This window comes from Kineococcus sp. NPDC059986 (assembly GCF_040702905.1).
GTDB lineage: Bacteria > Actinomycetota > Actinomycetes > Actinomycetales > Kineococcaceae > Kineococcus.
Window position 1 is genome coordinate 68,666 of record NZ_JBFBND010000023.1, and the last position, 16,775, is coordinate 85,440.

Annotated in this window: 22 protein-coding genes, 1 pseudogene and 1 riboswitch; of the genes and pseudogenes, 6 read left to right on the forward strand and 17 right to left on the reverse strand. The window is 74.4% G+C overall.

The features are described from left to right. Positions 1 to 217: 217 nt before the first annotated feature. From lgt to hisI, 8 genes are all read right to left on the reverse strand, one after another. Entirely contained in the window at positions 218 to 1,222 is a 1,005-nt protein-coding gene (gene lgt / locus AB0637_RS16955; RefSeq protein WP_366173681.1) for a prolipoprotein diacylglyceryl transferase, read from the reverse strand. After that, positions 1,219 to 2,049, reverse strand: a complete 831-nt coding sequence (locus tag AB0637_RS16960; RefSeq protein WP_366173682.1) for a thioredoxin domain-containing protein — start codon at positions 2,047 to 2,049, stop codon at positions 1,219 to 1,221. Before AB0637_RS16960 ends, lgt begins: the two co-directional genes overlap by 4 nt. A 28-nt stretch (positions 2,050 to 2,077) precedes the next feature. Further along, the gene (trpA, locus tag AB0637_RS16965; protein WP_366173711.1) at positions 2,078 to 2,902 is read right to left on the reverse strand and encodes a tryptophan synthase subunit alpha; all 825 of its coding nucleotides are present in this window, start codon (positions 2,900 to 2,902) and stop codon (positions 2,078 to 2,080) included. Between the two features lie 8 nt (positions 2,903 to 2,910). Next, positions 2,911 to 4,212, reverse strand: coding sequence for a tryptophan synthase subunit beta (gene trpB / locus AB0637_RS16970; RefSeq protein ID WP_366173683.1), 1,302 nt, complete (start codon positions 4,210 to 4,212; stop codon positions 2,911 to 2,913). Then, a complete protein-coding gene (trpC, locus tag AB0637_RS16975) occupies positions 4,209 to 5,033 on the reverse strand; it encodes an indole-3-glycerol phosphate synthase TrpC (RefSeq protein ID WP_366173685.1) in 825 nt (274 codons plus the stop codon). Before trpC ends, trpB begins: the two co-directional genes overlap by 4 nt. 49 nt (positions 5,034 to 5,082) lie before the next feature. Further along, entirely contained in the window at positions 5,083 to 5,388 is a 306-nt protein-coding gene (locus AB0637_RS16980; protein WP_366173686.1) for an HGxxPAAW family protein, read from the reverse strand. A gap of 97 nt (positions 5,389 to 5,485) precedes the next feature. Beyond that, complete coding sequence (locus AB0637_RS16985; protein ID WP_366173687.1) at positions 5,486 to 6,121, reverse strand: Trp biosynthesis-associated membrane protein; 636 nt, start codon at positions 6,119 to 6,121, stop codon at positions 5,486 to 5,488. Continuing rightward, positions 6,118 to 6,489, reverse strand: coding sequence for a phosphoribosyl-AMP cyclohydrolase (hisI, locus tag AB0637_RS16990; protein ID WP_366173688.1), 372 nt, complete (start codon positions 6,487 to 6,489; stop codon positions 6,118 to 6,120). The genes AB0637_RS16985 and hisI overlap by 4 nt, the downstream gene beginning before the upstream one ends. A gap of 53 nt (positions 6,490 to 6,542) precedes the next feature. Here hisI and AB0637_RS16995 point away from each other — a divergent pair, with 53 nt between their 5' ends. Next, a complete protein-coding gene (locus tag AB0637_RS16995; protein ID WP_366173689.1) occupies positions 6,543 to 7,199 on the forward strand; it encodes a TIGR03085 family metal-binding protein in 657 nt (218 codons plus the stop codon). Positions 7,200 to 7,215: 16 nt separating this feature from the next. Here the strand turns inward: AB0637_RS16995 and hisF are convergent, their stop codons facing one another. After that, complete coding sequence (gene hisF / locus AB0637_RS17000) at positions 7,216 to 7,989, reverse strand: imidazole glycerol phosphate synthase subunit HisF (protein WP_366173690.1); 774 nt, start codon at positions 7,987 to 7,989, stop codon at positions 7,216 to 7,218. Positions 7,990 to 8,012: 23 nt separating this feature from the next. Here hisF and AB0637_RS17005 point away from each other — a divergent pair, with 23 nt between their 5' ends. Then, the gene (locus AB0637_RS17005; RefSeq protein ID WP_366173691.1) at positions 8,013 to 9,296 is read left to right on the forward strand and encodes a GNAT family N-acetyltransferase; all 1,284 of its coding nucleotides are present in this window, start codon (positions 8,013 to 8,015) and stop codon (positions 9,294 to 9,296) included. Positions 9,297 to 9,300: 4 nt separating this feature from the next. Beyond that, positions 9,301 to 9,861: a dephospho-CoA kinase gene (locus tag AB0637_RS17010; protein WP_366173692.1), complete on the forward strand. Its 561-nt coding sequence runs from the start codon at positions 9,301 to 9,303 to the stop codon at positions 9,859 to 9,861. Here AB0637_RS17010 and AB0637_RS17015 read toward each other — a convergent pair. The 7 genes and pseudogenes from AB0637_RS17015 to rpe form a co-directional block, all read right to left on the reverse strand. Continuing rightward, the gene (locus tag AB0637_RS17015; RefSeq protein WP_366173694.1) at positions 9,858 to 10,307 is read right to left on the reverse strand and encodes a PH domain-containing protein; all 450 of its coding nucleotides are present in this window, start codon (positions 10,305 to 10,307) and stop codon (positions 9,858 to 9,860) included. The two genes, AB0637_RS17010 and AB0637_RS17015, sit on opposite strands and share 4 nt — an antisense overlap. Then, on the reverse strand, positions 10,304 to 11,149 hold the full coding sequence (gene hisG / locus AB0637_RS17020) for an ATP phosphoribosyltransferase (RefSeq protein WP_366173695.1): 846 nt from the start codon (positions 11,147 to 11,149) through the stop codon (positions 10,304 to 10,306). Before hisG ends, AB0637_RS17015 begins: the two co-directional genes overlap by 4 nt. Before the next feature lie 10 nt (positions 11,150 to 11,159). Further along, on the reverse strand, positions 11,160 to 11,423 hold the full coding sequence (locus AB0637_RS17025; protein ID WP_366173696.1) for a phosphoribosyl-ATP diphosphatase: 264 nt from the start codon (positions 11,421 to 11,423) through the stop codon (positions 11,160 to 11,162). 52 nt (positions 11,424 to 11,475) lie between these two features. Next, entirely contained in the window at positions 11,476 to 11,961 is a 486-nt protein-coding gene (ribH, locus tag AB0637_RS17030; RefSeq protein ID WP_366173697.1) for a 6,7-dimethyl-8-ribityllumazine synthase, read from the reverse strand. A gap of 47 nt (positions 11,962 to 12,008) precedes the next feature. Next, a pseudogene (gene ribB, locus AB0637_RS17035) lies at positions 12,009 to 12,578 on the reverse strand (3,4-dihydroxy-2-butanone-4-phosphate synthase); the annotation flags it as partial. A gap of 20 nt (positions 12,579 to 12,598) precedes the next feature. Continuing rightward, complete coding sequence (locus AB0637_RS17040; RefSeq protein ID WP_366173698.1) at positions 12,599 to 13,237, reverse strand: riboflavin synthase; 639 nt, start codon at positions 13,235 to 13,237, stop codon at positions 12,599 to 12,601. Positions 13,238 to 13,552: 315 nt separating this feature from the next. After that, positions 13,553 to 13,681: riboswitch (FMN riboswitch) on the reverse strand. A gap of 77 nt (positions 13,682 to 13,758) precedes the next feature. Beyond that, positions 13,759 to 14,430: a ribulose-phosphate 3-epimerase gene (rpe, locus tag AB0637_RS17045; RefSeq protein ID WP_366173699.1), complete on the reverse strand. Its 672-nt coding sequence runs from the start codon at positions 14,428 to 14,430 to the stop codon at positions 13,759 to 13,761. Positions 14,431 to 14,511: 81 nt separating this feature from the next. Here rpe and AB0637_RS17050 point away from each other — a divergent pair, with 81 nt between their 5' ends. From AB0637_RS17050 to AB0637_RS17060, 3 genes are all read left to right on the forward strand, one after another. Continuing rightward, entirely contained in the window at positions 14,512 to 14,775 is a 264-nt protein-coding gene (locus tag AB0637_RS17050) for a hypothetical protein (RefSeq protein ID WP_366173701.1), read from the forward strand. Next, complete coding sequence (locus tag AB0637_RS17055) at positions 14,772 to 15,170, forward strand: Fic family protein (RefSeq protein WP_366173702.1); 399 nt, start codon at positions 14,772 to 14,774, stop codon at positions 15,168 to 15,170. The genes AB0637_RS17050 and AB0637_RS17055 overlap by 4 nt, the downstream gene beginning before the upstream one ends. A 390-nt stretch (positions 15,171 to 15,560) precedes the next feature. Then, complete coding sequence (locus AB0637_RS17060) at positions 15,561 to 15,986, forward strand: hypothetical protein (RefSeq protein WP_366173703.1); 426 nt, start codon at positions 15,561 to 15,563, stop codon at positions 15,984 to 15,986. A gap of 121 nt (positions 15,987 to 16,107) precedes the next feature. Here the strand turns inward: AB0637_RS17060 and AB0637_RS17065 are convergent, their stop codons facing one another. Continuing rightward, the gene (locus AB0637_RS17065) at positions 16,108 to 16,680 is read right to left on the reverse strand and encodes a phosphotransferase (RefSeq protein ID WP_366173704.1); all 573 of its coding nucleotides are present in this window, start codon (positions 16,678 to 16,680) and stop codon (positions 16,108 to 16,110) included. Positions 16,681 to 16,775: the final 95 nt, after the last annotated feature.

Genomic DNA, 16,775 nt, shown 5'->3' on the forward strand with positions numbered 1-16,775 from the left:
GGACCTCGGTGGACAGGGGGTCTCTCGACGGGTCTCCTCGAGGGGCGCCCGGGCGGGCGGATCTCGGTGAGCCGGGTCAGTCTCTTCGAGATGAGGCTCGCGCCTGGGGGGCGCGCACCACGAACGGGAGGCGGCGCTGGCCCACGTTCACCTCACTGTAACGCGCGTGGTGCCGTGCTCACGTGCACTGGACCATCACACCGGGGTCGAGGTTCGGTCACGACTCCCGCACGTCCGGCCGCGTGTCGCGGTCCGGTGAGGGGCGATCAGCACGGGCGGTGACGGTCGGTCCGCCGGGCTGGCTCGCAGCGTCACCGTCCGGGCTGGTGGCCGTCGGCGACTGCAGGGAATCTACCCGCTCCAGCACGTCGTCCCGACCAGCATTGACCCTGCGTGACCGGAGGAAAGCTGCGAGTGCGATGAGGAAGATGATCCCCGCGACCCACTGGTTCACCCGCAGGCCCAGGATGTGGTTCGCGTCGTCGATGCGCAGGGCCTCGAAGACCGAACGCCCCACGCAGTAGAGGGCGACGTAGGCGAAGAACGACTGCCCGTGCCGCAGCGACCAGCGCCGGTCGGCCAGGACGATGACGGCCGCGACGAGCAGGCACCACAGCGACTCGTAGAGGAACGTCGGGTGGAACGTGCCGAGCACCTCGGGGTTGCCCTGCGCGTCGAGGACCGCCCGGCCCGTCGACTCGTCCCAGCGGTGGACCGTCAGGGCCCAGGGCACGTCGGTGGCCCGGCCGTACAGCTCGTTGTTGAACCAGTTCCCCCACCGGCCGGCCGCCTGCGCGACGAGCAGGCCCGGCGCCATGGCGTCGGCCAGCGGGAGGAAGCGGTACCCCGCACGGCGGCAGGCGATCCAGGCGCCGAGCGCCCCACCGGCGATGGCACCCCAGATGCCGAGGCCGCCCTCCCACACGTAGAGCGCGCGGACCGGGTCCCCGCCCTCGCCGAAGTAGGCCTGCGGGGAGGTCACCACGTGGTAGAGCCGGGCGCCGACGACGCCCAGCGGCACGGCCCAGACGGCGACGTCGAGGACGAAGTCCTCGCGCCCGCCCTTGGCCCGCCAGCGGCGCTCGGCGATGAGGACGCCGAGGACGATGCCGAGGACGATGCACAGCGCGTACGCCCGGACCGGGACGGGTCCCAGGTGCCAGACGGCGACCGTCGGGCTGGGGATGGCGGTGGCGAAGGCCCCCACGGCGGCGGCGGTCACGACGTCTTGGTCGCTGCGGCGACGGCCTGCGCCACGGCGGTGACCGGGTCCGAGCCGAGCAGGTCCTGCGTCGGGATCTCCTGCTTCTGGCCGCCCTCGGGGGTGACCGTCACCGTCGGGGTGCCCGAGACGCCGTTCTCCTTCATCGAGTCCTCGATGGAGTCGACGTAGTCGCGGTAGGCGTGGCCCTCGTAGGCGCTCTGCCACTTCGCCAGGTCCGCCACCCCGGCCTGCTGGGCGAAGTCGCGCAGCTGGGCGTCGGTGTAGCCGGCGCCCTCCTGGGCGGGCTGGTTGGCGAAGACGACCTTGCTGAACTGTGCGAACCGGCCCTGCGCGTCGGCGGCCGCGGCAGCCTCGGCGGCGCGCTGGGAGCTGTCGTTGCCGAGGTTGCCGTCGAGGAAGGTCAGCGTGTGGACGACGACCTTGGCCTTGCCGTCCGCGGCCAGCGCGACGACGGAGTCGCCCGCAGCCGTCTCGAACTCCTTGCAGTACGGGCACTGGTAGTCGATCCAGACGTCCAGCGTCGGCACCCCCGCGGCGGGGGTGCCGGGCAGCACGTACCCGGCGCCCTTGGCCCCCGCGCTCGGCGGGACGACCTGGGCCGCCAGCGGGACGTCGTCCTTGCGCGAGCGGTCGATGACGACCACCACGACCGCCACGATGGCGAGCACCACGACGACGGCGATGCTGATGAGCAGCACGCGCCGGCTGCGTTCACGGGCGAGCTCGCGCTGGCGCAGTGCGGCGGCCTTGGCCCGCCGCGCCTCGCGCGCGTCCTCCGCCTGACCGGCTCGCGCCGGGTGGCCGCCGGGCTTCTTGGTGCTCAACGCTCGTTCTCCTCCGCGGGGGTGCTCGTCAGGACCGGGCTCGGACGCCGGCGGCCAGCTGTTCGGCCAGCTCCCCGACGGCCTTGGCCCCGGCGGCGGCCGAGTCCGCGTCCAGCAGGCGCTGGACGAACGCGGACCCGACGATGACGCCGTCGGCGTACCCGGCGACCTCGGTGGCCTGCGCCGGGGTGGACACGCCCAGCCCCACGCAGACCCGCTCGGCACCGGCGGCCCGGGTGCGCCGGACGAGTTCGGCGGCACCCACGCCCACCGTCGCACGCGTCCCTGTGACCCCCATCAACGACGCCGCGTAGACGAACCCGCGGCTCGCGCGCACGGTCTTCTCCAGGCGGACGTCGGTGGAGCTGGGCGCGACGAGGAAGACGCGCTCGAGGTCGTGGTCCTCGCTCGCCTGCAGCCAGCCCGCGGCCTCGTCGGGGATGAGGTCGGGGGTGATGAGCCCGGCGCCCCCGGCGTTGGCCAGGTCGGTGGCCCACCGGTCGACGCCGTAGCGGTCGACGGGCGGCCAGTACGTCATCACGAGGACGGCGGCCCCGGTCGAGGCGACCTCCTCGACGGCGCGCAGGACGTCCGCGGGCCGGGTGCGGTTGGCCAGGCAGACCTCGGCGGCCCGCTGGATCGTCGCGCCGTCCATCGTCGGGTCGGAGTAGGGGAACCCCAGCTCGACGACGTCGGCTCCGCCGGCGACGGCCGCCTTGGCCGCCGCGATGGACCCGTCGACGTCGGGGTAGCCCACGGGCAGGTACGCCACGAGGGCGGCGCGGCCCTCGGCCGTCGCCGCGTCGACGGCGGCCGCCGCGGTCCGCGTCCCGGTGGGTGCGGGGCTCTGCAGTTCGGTGCTCACCAGCCGGAACCTTCCGTGTCCTCGGGCGCGTCCGCGACCCGTTCGACCTCCGAGGCGACGAGGTCGGCGTCGCTGACGAGCCCGAACCACCGGGCCGCCGTGTCCACGTCCTTGTCCCCGCGCCCGGACAGGCTGACGAGGATCGTCGCGTCCGGACCGAGCTCCTTGCCGAGGTCGAGGGCACCCGCGAGGGCGTGCGCGCTCTCGATGGCCGGGATGATCCCCTCGGTGCGGCACAGCAGCCGGAACGCGTCCATGGCCTGCGTGTCCGTCACCGGGTGGTACTGCGCCCGGCCGCTGGCGGCCAGCCACGAGTGCTCGGGACCGACGCCCGGGTAGTCCAGGCCCGCCGAGATGGAGTGCGACTCGACCGTCTGGCCGTCCTCGTCCTGCATGACGAACTGCCGCGCGCCCTGGAAGACACCCGCCGCACCGGCGGAGATGGGGGCCGCGTGCCGGCCCGTCTCCACCCCGTCGCCACCGGCCTCGTAGCCGTGCAGCGCGACGTCGGGGTCGTCGAGGAAGGCGTGGAAGATGCCGATGGCGTTGGAGCCGCCGCCGACGCAGGCCGCGACCGCGTCGGGCAGCCGGCCGGTCAGGTCGAGGACCTGCTGACGCGCCTCGATCCCGACGATGCGCTGGAAGTCGCGCACGAGGACGGGGAACGGGTGCGGCCCCGCGACCGTGCCAAACGCGTAGTGCGTGCTGTCCACCGAGGAGACCCAGTCGCGGAACGCCTCGTTGACGGCGTCCTTGAGCGTGCGGCTGCCGGCCGTGACGGGGACGACGGTCGCGCCGAGCAGACGCATCCGGGCGACGTTGAGGGCCTGCCGCCGGGTGTCCTCCTCGCCCATGTAGACGACGCACTCCAGCCCCATGAGGGCCGCGGCGGTGGCCGTCGCGACGCCGTGCTGGCCGGCACCCGTCTCGGCGATGATCCGGTGCTTGCCCATGCGCTTGGTGAGCAGCGCCTGGCCCAGCACGTTGTTGATCTTGTGCGATCCGGTGTGGTTGAGGTCCTCGCGCTTGAGGATGACCCGCGCGCCACCGGCGTGGGCGGCGAAGCGCGGGACCTCGGTGAGGATGCTCGGCCGTCCGGAGTACGTGCGGTGCAGCTCCGCGAGCTCGGCGAGGAAGCCGGGGTCGCTCATCGCGGCGGTGTGCGCGGCGTCGATCTCGTCGAGCGCGGCCACGAGGGCCTCGGGGACGAACCGTCCGCCGAAGGCGCCGAAGTACGGCCCGCGCTCGCCGCTGAAGGAGCGGCCGGAGGTGGTGAGGGGCGTCTCGGAGGTGGTCACGGGCGCACCGCCTGCACGGCCGGGTGCGCACCCGCGGCCACGAGGTCGGCCACCGCACGGCGCGGGTCGTCGCCCTTGACGAGCGTCTCCCCCACCAGGACGGCGTCGGCGCCCGCACGGGCGAACTCGACGACGTCGCGCGGTCCGGAGACGCCCGACTCGGCCACCTTGACCTTGTGGTCGGGGATGAGCGGGGCGAGGTCGGCGAACGTGCCGTTGTCGACCTCGAGGGTCTTGAGGTTGCGGTTGTTCACCCCGACGACGCGGGCGTCGGCGTCGAGGGCGCGCGCGACCTCCTCGGCGGTGTGGACCTCCACGAGGGCGGTCATGCCCAGGGAGTGGGTGCGTTCGATGAGTGACACGAGGGCCTCCTGCTCGAGAGCGGCGACGATGAGGAGCACGACGTCGGCCCCCCAGGCGCGGGCTTCCCACAGCTGGTACGACTCGACGACGAAGTCCTTGCGCAGCACCGGGACGTCGACGGCGCAGCGGACGGCCCGCAGGTCGTCCAGGCTGCCACCGAAGCGGCGCTGCTCGGTGAGGACGCTGATGACGCTGGCCCCGCCGGCCTCGTACTGCGTCGCGAGCTCGGCCGGGTCCGGGATGGTCGCCAACGCGCCCTTGGAGGGGCTCTTGCGCTTGACCTCCGCGATGACCTTGACCCCGCGCTGCTCGGCGTCGCGGGGTTTGAGCAGGGCGTGGGCGTCCTTGGCGGGCACCTGGCGGTGCGCGCGCTCCTTCAGCTCGTCCAGCGAGGTGAGCGCCTTGCGCGCCGCCAGGTCCTCGCGGACGCCGGCCAGGATGTCGTCGAGGACTGTCACGCCACGAGGGTATCGCCGCGCACCGACAGCCCGGTGCGAGCGGGGGGGGTCAGCGCTTGGCGCGACCCAGGCCGACGGGCTTGCCGTCCTGGCCCTTGACCCCGTACCCGGCCTTGGCGAGGCCACCGGCCACGACGAGCGAGGCCAGGATGACGACGCCGCCGATGATCCCCCAGGTCAGGCTGGGGAAGACGACCGCCAGGGAGAGGATGAGGAACCCGACGAGGCAGACCGCGACACCGGCCCACGCGGCGACGCTGTGACCGTGCCCGTGCTCGTCGACGATCTCCGTGGCCGGGGCGGCGGCGCTGGTGCTCTGGTGCCCGTGGGACTGGTGGGTGTTCTCGGTGCTCACGGGGACTCCTCGGGGCGGGTCGTCGGCGCGCGACGAGCGCGCTCGGGTACTACGCACACCGTACCGACTCGCACCGTCCCACGCCGGAACGGGTGGGTCAGCGGGTGGGGTCGTCGCCGTGGGACAGGGCGTCCCAGGCCGCGGCGGGGTCCTGGTCCGCGGGGGCTCCCGCGCCGGGAGCGGAGCGGGCGTCCCGGGCGTAGCGGCCGGCGGTGCGCGGGGTGTCGCGACGACGGGCGGTGACGACGAGCCCGGCGCCGGCGAGGGCGACGACTCCCCCGGCGACGGCCGAGACGAGCGGCCACGGCGCGACGGCGGGTCCGGGGTCGACCCTGGCCTGCGTCGTCCCGCTCGCCGATCGCGCCGGGGCGGCGAGGGCCGCCGCCGGGTCGCCGAGCGGGCCCGTGCTGGCGGCCAGGACCCCGGCCCCGCCGGCGACGAGGACGAGCGCCGCCACGAACCGCGCGGCACGGCGACCCAGGGTGGAGGCGACGACGGCCGCCAGGCTGACGAGGGCGAGGGCCGTCGCGACGGGGGCGGCGTCCCGGCCGGAGGCGAGGACGGCGGTCGTCCCCGTGGCCGTGGCGGCGCGGCCGCTGACCCACGTCGGAGCGCCGGCGCCGAGGGCCACGACGGACCCGACGGCGGCCGCGAGCAGCAGCGGTCCGCGCAGGGACCGGCGGGCGGGCCGGGCGTCGGGCCGGGCGTCGGGCTGGGGGGCGGGCGCGCTCACGCGGTCGGGACGGCGAGCGGGAGGGTGGTGGCGTCGAAGCACGTGCGGTCACCGGTGTGGCAGGCGGCGCCGACCTGCTCCACCTCGAGCAGCAGGGCGTCCCCGTCGCAGTCGAGGGAGACCTTGCGCACGTGCTGGACGTGGCCGGAGGTGTCCCCCTTCCGCCACAGCTGCCCGCGGCTGCGCGACCAGTAGGTGGCGCGACCGGTCGCGAGGGTCTGGGCCAGGGCCTCGTCGTTCATCCAGGCGACCATGAGCACCTCCCGGGTGTCGTGCTGCTGGACGACGGCGCAGACGAGCCCGGCGGCGTCCCGCTTCAGGCGTGCGGCGGTGCGGGGATCGAGCTCGGGCGACGACACGCGGGCCATCGTCTCACCGGCCGCGCAGCGGTCCGGACGCCGCGGGTGGCACGATCGGCGCCATGGCCCTCCCCCCCAGGCACACCCACGACGCCCGCCGAGAACGGGACGGGTTGTGCGACACGGCGTTGCGCGTCGGGCCGGACGCACCGACGCTCTGCGCGGGCTGGGACGTGCGGGACCTGCTCGTGCACCTGGCGGTGCGCGACAACCGCCCCGACGTCGCCCTCGGCGAGGCGCTGCCCCCGCTGCGCCCGCACCGGGACAAGGTCGTCGCCGAACTGGCGGCGCAGCCCTTCGACGCGCTCGTGGACCGGGTGCGCAACGGCCCGCACGGTCCGCTGAAGGTCGCCGCGCTCGACGGCCTGGTGAACAGCGCCGAGTACTTCGTCCACCACGAGGACGTCCTGCGCGCGCAGCCGGGCTGGGACCAGCGGGACCTGCCCCAGGCCCAGCAGGACGCGCTGTGGCGCACCACGCGCGTCCTGGGCCGGGTGGCGTACCGGCGCTCCCCCGTGGGCGTGGTCCTGGTGACCCCGCAGGGGCCCCGCACGGTGGTGCGGCCGGGAGCGGAGTCGGTGGCCCTCACCGGGCCGGTGGCCGAGCTGCTGCTGCACGCGTTCGGCCGCCGCACGCGGGCCCTCGTGCACGTCGAGGGCACCCCGGCGGCCGTGGCGCGGTTCCAGGAGACCTTCCCCGGCGCCGTCGGCGAGGAGTAGTCGAGCGGTCAGGTCGTCAGCGGACGGGGGCGCCTGCCGCGCGCAGCGCGTCCTTGACGTCCCCGACGCTCAGCTGGCCGAAGTGGAAGACGCTGGCGGCCAGGACGGCGTCGGCCCCGGCTGCGACGGCAGGCGGGAAGTGCTCCACCGCACCGGCTCCGCCGCTGGCGATGAGCGGGACGGTGACGCGGGACCGGACCTGCCCGAGCATCTCGAGGTCGAAGCCCTCCTTGGTGCCGTCGGCGTCCATGGAGTTCAGCAGGATCTCCCCCGCGCCGAGCTCGGCGGCGCGGGCGGCCCACCCGACCGCGTCCAGGCCGGTGCCGCGGCGGCCGCCGTGCGTGGTGACCTCGAAACCGGACGCCGTCGTCGGCTCGCCCGGCAGGGTGCGGCGCGCGTCGACGGACAGCACGAGGACCTGCGCGCCGAAGCGTTCGGCGATCTCGGTGATGAGCTCGGGGCGGGCGATGGCCGCCGTGTTGACCCCGACCTTGTCGGCACCGGCGCGCAGCAGCTTCTCCACGTCGGCGACTGAGCGGACGCCACCCCCGACGGTGAGCGGGATGAAGACCTGCTCGGCCGTGCGGCGCACGACGTCGTAGGTCGTCTCGCGCGACCCCGAGGAGGCCGTCACGTCGAGGAACGTCAGCTCGTCGGCACCCTGCTCGTCGTAGCGCCGGGCCAGCTCGACCGGGTCGCCCGCGTCGCGCAGGTCGGCGAAGTTGACACCCTTGACGACGCGGCCCGCGTCGACGTCGAGGCACGGGATGACACGGACGGCGACGCTCACGGGGGAACGGTACCGTCGCAGCCGTGGCAGACACGGCCGACGACCTCCGCGTGGCACCGGTGGACCCAGCGGACCGCGAGGCCCTGCGGGCCTGGTTGGCGCCGTCCCGGACGGCGTTCCTGGAGGCCGCGCCGAGCGAGGAGTCCCTCGACGAGCGGCAGCGCGAGGTCCGCGACCACCGGCTGACCGCGGTGCACGCCACGGTGGCGGGCGAGGACCGCGTCGTGGCGACCCTGCGCTCCTTCGACTCCGAACTCACGGTGCCGGGTGCCGGCCCCGTGAGCGTCGACGCCGTCTCGACCGCGACCGTGCTGCCGACGCACCGGCGCCGCGGGTTGCTGTCCCGGATGCTGACGGCCGACCTCGAGCGGGCCCGCGGGGCGGGGCACGCCCTCGCCGTGCTCATCGCCGCGGAGGCCCCCATCTACGGCCGCTTCGGGTTCGGCGCCGCCACGCGCGCGACGAGCCTCGTCGTCGATCACGCCCGCGTCGCCTTCCGCCCCGACGCCCCCGCGGCCACCGGGTCGCTGGAGTTCGTCCCGGCCGGCGTGACCGCGGAGCTCGCCGCCGTCCACGACGCCGCCCGCCGGCAGCGGCCGGGCGGTCTGCTGCGCGACGACGCCTGGTGGGAGGCCGCCGGGCGGCGCGGGGAGGGTCGCTGGCTCGGGCCCCGCGGGCACGTGGTGCTGCACCGGGACGCCGACGGGACACCCGACGGCTACGCCGCGTACGACGTCACCGACGACTCCGTGGGCCGGGTCGCGAACGGGACGGTGCACCTGCGCGACCTCACCGCGACGACCCCGTCGGCCTACCGCGCGCTGTGGGAGTTCCTCGCCTCGATCGACCTCGTCCGGGTCACCCGCGCCACGGACCGGCCCGTCGACGAACTGCTGCCGCACCTGCTCGTGGACCCCCGCGCCGTGCAGACCGGTCCGGCCGACGACTTCGTGTGGCTGCGCGTGCTCGACGTGCCCGGGGCGCTGGCCGCCCGCCGCTACCTGGGCTGCGGCACGCTCGTCCTGCGCGTGGAGGACCCCCTGGGCCTGGCCGGGGCGACCGTGCGGCTGCACGTGGCCGCCCAGCGCTGCGGGGCCGACGGCTGGGTGTGCCCGGAGGTGACGACGACCGACGCCACGCCGGACGTGGTCCTGCCGGTCGCCGAGCTGGGGTCGCTGCTGCTCGGCGGGACGTCGGCGGTCGCCCTGCAGCGGGCGGGCCGGATCGACGCCACCCCCGCGGCGGCGTACGCGCTGGCGACGCTCATGGGCACGCCGGAGCAGCCGTGGTGCGCCACCTGGTTCTGACCGCGTGACCGCCACCCCCACCGTTCCCCGTGCGCTGCAGGCGGTCGCGGACCAGGTCCTGACCCGCCTCGCCCTCGTCCCCGCTCCGCCCGCCGGTCCGCTCGTCGTCGCGGTGGACGGCCGGTCGGGCGCGGGCAAGACCGACGTGGCCGCGGTCCTGGCACGGCGCACGGGCGCTGCCGTCATGCACATGGACGACCTCTACCCCGGCTGGGACGGCCTCGCCGCGGCGGTCGACCTGCTGGGCGGGCTGCTGGGCCGGCTGCGCCGGGGCCACGCGGTGGAGCAGCCGGTGTGGGACTGGGCGCAGGGCGGCTACGCGCACACGGTGGCGCTGCCCACGTCGGGTCTGCTGCTCGTGGAGGGTGTCGGCGCGGGCTGCGCGGGCCCCGTCGACCTGCTCGTCGAGCTCACGGCCGCCGCGGGGACCCGGCGCGAGCGCGCGCTGGCCCGCGACGGGGAGACGTACCTGCCGCACTGGGAGCGGTGGGCGGCGCAGGAGGCGGAACTGTTCGCACGGCGGCCGCTGGTCCCCGACCTGCGGCTCACGACCGACGCGTCCTAGGCGCGGGGCGCGCGGTCCTCGACGAGCCGGGCCAGCCGGAGCGCCTCGCTCTTGGCGAACTCCCCGTCGGCGCGCTGGACGCCCATGACGGCGAGGTTCTCGCCGTCGTCGAGGTCGAGGGTCAGCCACGGGTCAGCACCGCCGAAGCGGACGGCGACGACCTCCCCCCACTCCACCTCGCGGGTGAAGACGACGTTGCGCACGACGAGGGCGCGCTCGGTGACGCGGGCGTTGACCGTGACGAGACGGACGAGCCCGGCGGACAGCAGCGCGCCGAAGACCAGGGCCGAGACGGTGTCCGTCCCCGTCCAGCCCGATTCCGGCGACAGGGACAGCCCGATCGACATCGCCACCATCACCACGAGGATGCCGACGGCGAAGGCCAGGCCGACGACACGGGCGCGCCGCGGCCGGAACGGTCCGTCCGACAGCGGTCCAGGGCTCACAGGCGGCACGCGTGGATGCTCGTGACGAGGATCGCCCGCGCCCCGAGCTCGTAGAGCTCGTCCATGACGCGGTGGGTCTCCGAGCTCTTCACCATGGCCCGCACCGCGACCCAGTCGGGGGTGGCCAACGGCGAGACCGTCGGGGACTCCAGCCCGGGCGTGATCGCGCAGGCCTGCTCGACGATCGACTTGGGGCAGTCGTAGTCGACCATCACGTACTGGCGGGCCACGAGGACGCCCTGCAGCCGCCGGACGAGGACGTCGACGGCCGGGTCGGCCGGAGCCCCCGCGCGGCGCACGAGGGTCGCCTCCGAGCGCATGATCGGCTCGCCGAAGATGTCCAGGCCCGCCGCGCGCAGCGTGGTGCCCGTCTCCACGACGTCGGCGATCACGTCGGCGATGCCGAGGGCCACGGCGGTCTCGACGGCCCCGTCGAGGTGGACGATGTCCGCCGTCACGCCGTGGTCGGCGAGGTGCTTGGCGAGCAGCCCCGAGTAGCTGGTGGCGATGCGGCGGCCCTCGAGGTCGCGGACCCCGGTGGCCACCCCCGGCCGGCCGGCGAAGCGGAAGGTGCTGCGCGCGAAGCCGAGCGGCAGGACCTCGTCGGCCGGGGCGCGGGAGTCCAGCAGCAGGTCGCGGCCCGTGACGCCGACGTCCAGCGTCCCGGAGCCGACGTACAGCGCGATGTCGCGCGGGCGCAGGAAGACGAACTGGGCGGAGTTGTCCGGGTCGTCGAGGATGAGTTCCTTGGCCTCGCGCCGCTGGTTGTAGCCGGCCTCGCGCAGCATGGCGGAGGCGGCCTCGGACAGGGACCCCTTGTTGGGGACGGCGATGCGCAACATCGGGGAGCTCCTAGAGGTGGGCGTACACGTCGTCGAGGGTCAGGCCGCGGGCGATCATCAGCACCTGCAGGTGGTACAGCAGCTGCGAGATCTCCTCGGCCGTGCGCTCCCCGCTCTCGTGCTCCGCGGCCATCCACACCTCGGCCGCCTCCTCGACGACCTTCTTGCCGATGGCGTGGACGCCCCCGTCCAGTTCCCGCACCGTCCCCGAGCCCTCGGGCCGGGTCAGCGCCTTGCCGCTCAGTTCGGCGAACAGGGCGTCGAAGCTCTTCACGGGCCCAGAGTCTAGGTGGTCGGGTGCTCGCACCCGACCACCCGGCTCCCCCTCAGACCGCGGACAGCGGGGCGACCTCGCGCAGCGCGAGGACGGTCTCCAGGGCCGCGAGCACGGCCTCGGCGCCCTTGTCCTCCCGCGATCCCCTCAGCCCCGCGCGGTGCAGGGCCTGCGCCTCGTTGTCGACCGTCAGCACGCCGAAGCCGATCGGCACGCCCGTCGTCACCGCGACCTGGGTGAGCCCCTGGGTCGCGGCGTCGCACACGTACTCGAAGTGCGGGGTGCCGCCGCGGATGACGACGCCGAGCGTCACGACGGCGTCGAACCCCTGCCGCGCGAGGCGCGCCGCGGCCACCGGCAGCTCGAAGGCCCCCGGGACGCGCACCTCCACGACGTCGCTCACGCCGGACTCCGCGAGCGCCCGGCGGGCTCCCTCGAGCAACCCCTCCATGACCTCGTGGTGCCAGCGTGCCGCCACCACCGCGACGCGCAGCCCGCTGCCGTCGACGCTGATCTCCGGGCTTCCGTCCCCGCTCATGCCGTTGTCCCTCCGTCTACCTGTGCACCGCCGGACAGGTGTGCCCGCAGCTCCGCGATCGTCAGCACCGGCAGCTCGAAACGTTCACCGAGAGCGACGATCTGGTCCCAGCGTGACATCGACCCGTCGTCCTCCACGAGCTCGGCGATGATCCCGACCGGGGTGAGGCCCGCGAGGCGGCAGAGGTCGACCGCCGCCTCGGTGTGACCGGGCCGTTCCAGGACGCCTCCCGGCCGGGCCCGGAGGGGGAAGACGTGCCCGGGCCGGACGAGGTCCCCGACCGTCGCCGCGGGGTCGGCCAGGACCCGCGCCGTGCGGGCACGGTCGGCGGCGGAGATTCCCGTCGTCACGCCCACGGCCGCGTCGCAGCTGACGGTGTAGTCGGTGCGCAGGGAGTCCTCGTTGCGCTCGACCATCGGCGGCAGGGCGAGGGCGGCGGCCCGCTCGGCGGTCATCGGGGCGCAGAGCATCCCCGAGGTGTGCCGCACGGTCCAGCCGATCCACTCGGCCGTGGCCAGCTCGGCCGCGAGGACCGCGTCGCCCTCGTTCTCGCGGTCGGCGTCGTCGGTGACGAGCACGGGGCGCCCGGCGCGCAGGGCGTCCAGGGCCCGCGCGATGCTCACGTCCGTCGTCACGGTCACGCCTGCGCTCCGGCCGGCTGGGCGGTGGGCTCGAAGGCCCGCAGCCGCTCGACGTACTTGGCCAGCACGTCCACCTCGAGGTTGACGGTGGACCCGACGGGCTTGGTGCCCAGGACGGTCAGCTCGAGGGTCGCGGGGATGAGCGAGACCTCGAACCAGTGCTCCTGCGCGCGGGGCTCGCTGACGGCGGACACGGTGAGCGACGTGCCGTCGACCGTGATCGACCCCTTCTCCACGACGTACCGGGCCAGGTCGGCAGGGACGGCCACGCGCACGACCTCCCAGGCCTCCCCCGGCGTCCGGGCGGCGATCGTCCCCGTGCCGTCGACGTGCCCCTGGACGATGTGACCGCCCAGTCGTCCGTGCGCGGCCATCGCACGTTCGAGGTTGACCCGACGACCGGGGGCCACGTCGTGCAACGAGCTGCGCTGCAACGACTCCTGCATGACGTCCACGGTGAAGGCGCCCGGTTCGGGCTGGTCGACGACGGTCAGGCAGACCCCATCGACGGCGATGGACGCCCCGTGCACGGCGTCGGACACCACGACGGGCCCCCGCACGGTCAGACGCGCGGACTCCACCCCGAACTCCACGGCGACGACCTCGCCGATCTCCTCCACGATCCCGGTGAACACGACCCTGCCTCCTCGAACTGTCCTGTGGTCCTGCGGTCTGCGTGCGGTCTGCTCCTCAGCGCTGAGGTGGCGAGAGGGGACCGGCGCGATCGCTCGGCCGGACGTCGGCGTGCAGGGTGCCCGCGCAGGGGCAGGCGGCGGTCCGGTCGGTCACGGTCCACCTCCTCCTGGGACGTCCGGTCGGACTCCGGGCAGGGTGAGGGGAGGTGACGACCCGGCGGCACCGGTCGGTGCGCGCAGGGACCGTTGACGGGGCGACGACGACACACGAGGACGCACCCCTGGTCGGGGGCGCGAACGCGCACGGCGACGACGCCGCGCGCTGCCTCCCATCCGGACTTTCACCGTCGGCCCCGGAATTCCACCGGATCAACCACCCACCGAGGTGGGGGCTCGCGGACTGTCACCGCCGGTTCGGATTTCCACCGACCCCGGAGCACGCGTGTCGTGCGGTCTTGCTCGTGGCGGTCAGTGTGCCACGCACGGGCCCGTCCCACGCCCGGGACGGGGCCCTGAACGGCTCAGTGGGTGCAGGCCCGGGCCGCGAGGTCGCGCAGCTCCGTGATGGCGGCGGCCGCGTCCTGCGCCCCGTAGACGGCGGAACCGGCGACGAAGACGTCCGCCCCTGCGGCCGCCGCGCGTTCGACGGTGTCCACCGAGACCCCGCCGTCCACCTGCAGGCGCACGTCGAGGTCGCCGATCGCGGCGCGGGCGCGGGCGATCTTCGGCAGCGTCACGTCGAGGAAGCTCTGACCGCCGAAGCCGGGCTCGACGGTCATGACGAGCAGCATGTCGAACTCCGGCAGCAGGTCCAGGAAGGGTTCGACGGGGGTCGCCGGTCGCAACGCGAGCCCGGCGCGGCCGCCGGCGGCGCGGATGTCGCGGGCGAGCTTGACGGGGGCGCGCGCGGCCTCGGCGTGGAAGGTGACCCCGGCGGCGCCGGCCTCGGCGTACCCGGGCGCCCAGCGGTCCGGGTCCTCGATCATGAGGTGGCAGTCCAGCGGCACGGGGCTGACGCGCTGCAGCGCCTCGACGACGGGCAGGCCGAGCGTGAGGTTGGGGACGAAGTGGCCGTCCATGACGTCCACGTGGGCCGCGTCCGCGGTAGCGATGCGGGCCAGCTCGGCCTGCAGGTTCGCGAAGTCGGCGGACAGGATGCTGGGGTTGACCTGGGGTCCTCGGGCGTTCGGCACGCCCCCGACCGTAACGGTCGACCCCGACACCGCTCCGTCGCGCCGTGACGTCACGGTGCACCACTGGTGTACCGTGACGTCATGTCGACGACCTCCGCCTTCACCCTGCGGCTCGACGGCGCGCACCGCGCGATGCTGGAGCGCCTGCAGTCGCGGCACCCGGGGGTCTCCCGCCAGCGCCTGTTCGAGCGGCTGCTGGAGCAGGCCGACGACGCCGACCGCGCCGACGTCCAGGACATCGCCCGCGCCATCTACGCCGAGAACCGCGAGCTCTTCGACGCCCTCGCGGGCGAGCTGGACGAACGCGCCGACGGGGAACGCCTCGTCAGTGCGCCGCGGACGTGATCCTTCCCGTCCGCTACCTCACCGTGGGCGACGTCGTCCGCTTCACCCAGTACTTCCCCGACGGGCCGTTCGACGTCCGCGACGCAGGCCTGCTCGCGCTCGCCGTGCAGCGGCCGCAGCTGCAGGTGCTCGGCAAGGACGCCTACCCGGACCTGTCCCGCAAGGCCGCCGCCCTGCTGCACTCCCTGGTGCGAACCCGCCCCCTCGTCGACGGCAACGAGCGCACCGGGATCCTCTCGGCGCTCGCCATGCTCCACCTCAACGGCACAGGGGTCGGGGCGACGCCCGTGCGGGCCGGGCTGGCCCTCACCCGCGACGTCGCCGACGGGAGCCTCGACGACGTCGGGGAGATCGCCGCGCGGCTGGACTCCCTCGTCCACCGCCTGGGCGACTAGGGCCGGTCCCCGCGGGTCGGGCCTGCGCACCACGCGGCTCGGGCGGGCCGCGGTCGCGAGCACCGGTGTCACCGCGCGTAGCGGCGTCCGCTCCTGACCATCGTGCGCCAGTTGGACGACTCCTCGAGGACGACGGGGAATGGCACACGCAAACGCGACGTCACACCTCCCATGAGCCGGGCGCACGACGTCACGCCACCACTGCTGGCGGTCCTGGCTCTGCTGCTGACGTCCAGCGGATGCAGCGGCGCACCCGAACCCAGGACCCCGCCGGCCACCTGCGACAGCCAGACCCCCACCGCGCCGGCGTCGTGGGCCCCCTGGCAGGTCAGCGCCACCCTCACCCCGGACGGCACCGCCTCACCAGAGGCGCTGCCCACGGTCCAAGCCATGGCCTCCGTGCCTTACCCGTACCATTCCGGAGACGACCCCGCCGCGCCACGGGTGTGGCGCTGCGCCGGCTACACGATGCTCCACCTGTTGCTGACCCAGCCCGACCAACCGCCCGGTACCCCCGTCAGCGCGGCGCTGCCCCGGACCCCCTGCACCGGCGACCGCGTCACCTCGGAAGACGGCAAGGGCGCTCTGCGCCTCGTCGAGCGCACCAGCTGGTGCGCAAGAGACCTCGGCGGCGGCCAGGAGGCCGGCTTCGACGGGTGGTGGGTCGACGTCACGGCCGCTGAGACCGGGACGTACACGTGGACCCGCGACATCACCTGGACCCGCTACCCCCCACAGGCCACGAACTCCACGACCGCCCCTCCTGGGATCCAGCGTTCTGGAGAGGTCACCGTGACCGCGACCCTCGCCCCCTGAACAGGACAGCGGGCAATCGAGGACGTCACGGTCGTCCCGGCGCAACGGGCGGTCCCGCACGCCTGGCCGACGTCGTGGTCCTGCCGAGGTTCGAGCGACCAGCTGACGCCAGATCGGTGGCCTACGGCAGGACGGCGGAGCGGATGTCGGGCCGTCGCAGTACCGCAGCGCACCACTGGAAGTGCCCATCGGCGACGCTGCTGTAGGCGTTGGCGCCGATGAGGGCGTACACGGCCTTGAACCGCAGGACGTCCACGCGCTCGACGCCGAACGCCTCGGCGAACAGGTCGGTGAGCCGTCGATCTGTGCGCAGGCCATGCGGTCCGTACATGTCGAAGAAGCTCGACGTCAGAGCCATCTCCAGGACCGGATCGGCCACCATGGTGAGGAAGCCCCAGTCCAGGACCGCACTGAGCCGGCAGTCGTCGTCCACCAGCACGTTCTCCGGGCAGAGGTCCCCGTGCTGCAGCGTGACCGCGACGTCGCGGTGGCTGGCCAGGAAGGCGCCGCAGGCTTCCACCAGGTCGTCCAGGCGATCGACGTGCGCCCGCAGCAGACCTCCGAAGCGGCGGGTGCGATCGTCGAGCAACCGCCGCAAGGTCACCGTCCACGGCTGATGCGTAGTCATCATCGAGTCGCCCAGGAGCGACAGATCGGGCATCTCGATCCGCTGCGGCTCCGGGATGGTGTGCATTGAGCCTTTGTCAGTAGCGGTTCTCCATCTGGCTGAGGACGAGGGCCGTGGCGATGATCGCGGTGATGCGCCACGGGCAGAGGCTGACGTGGCGT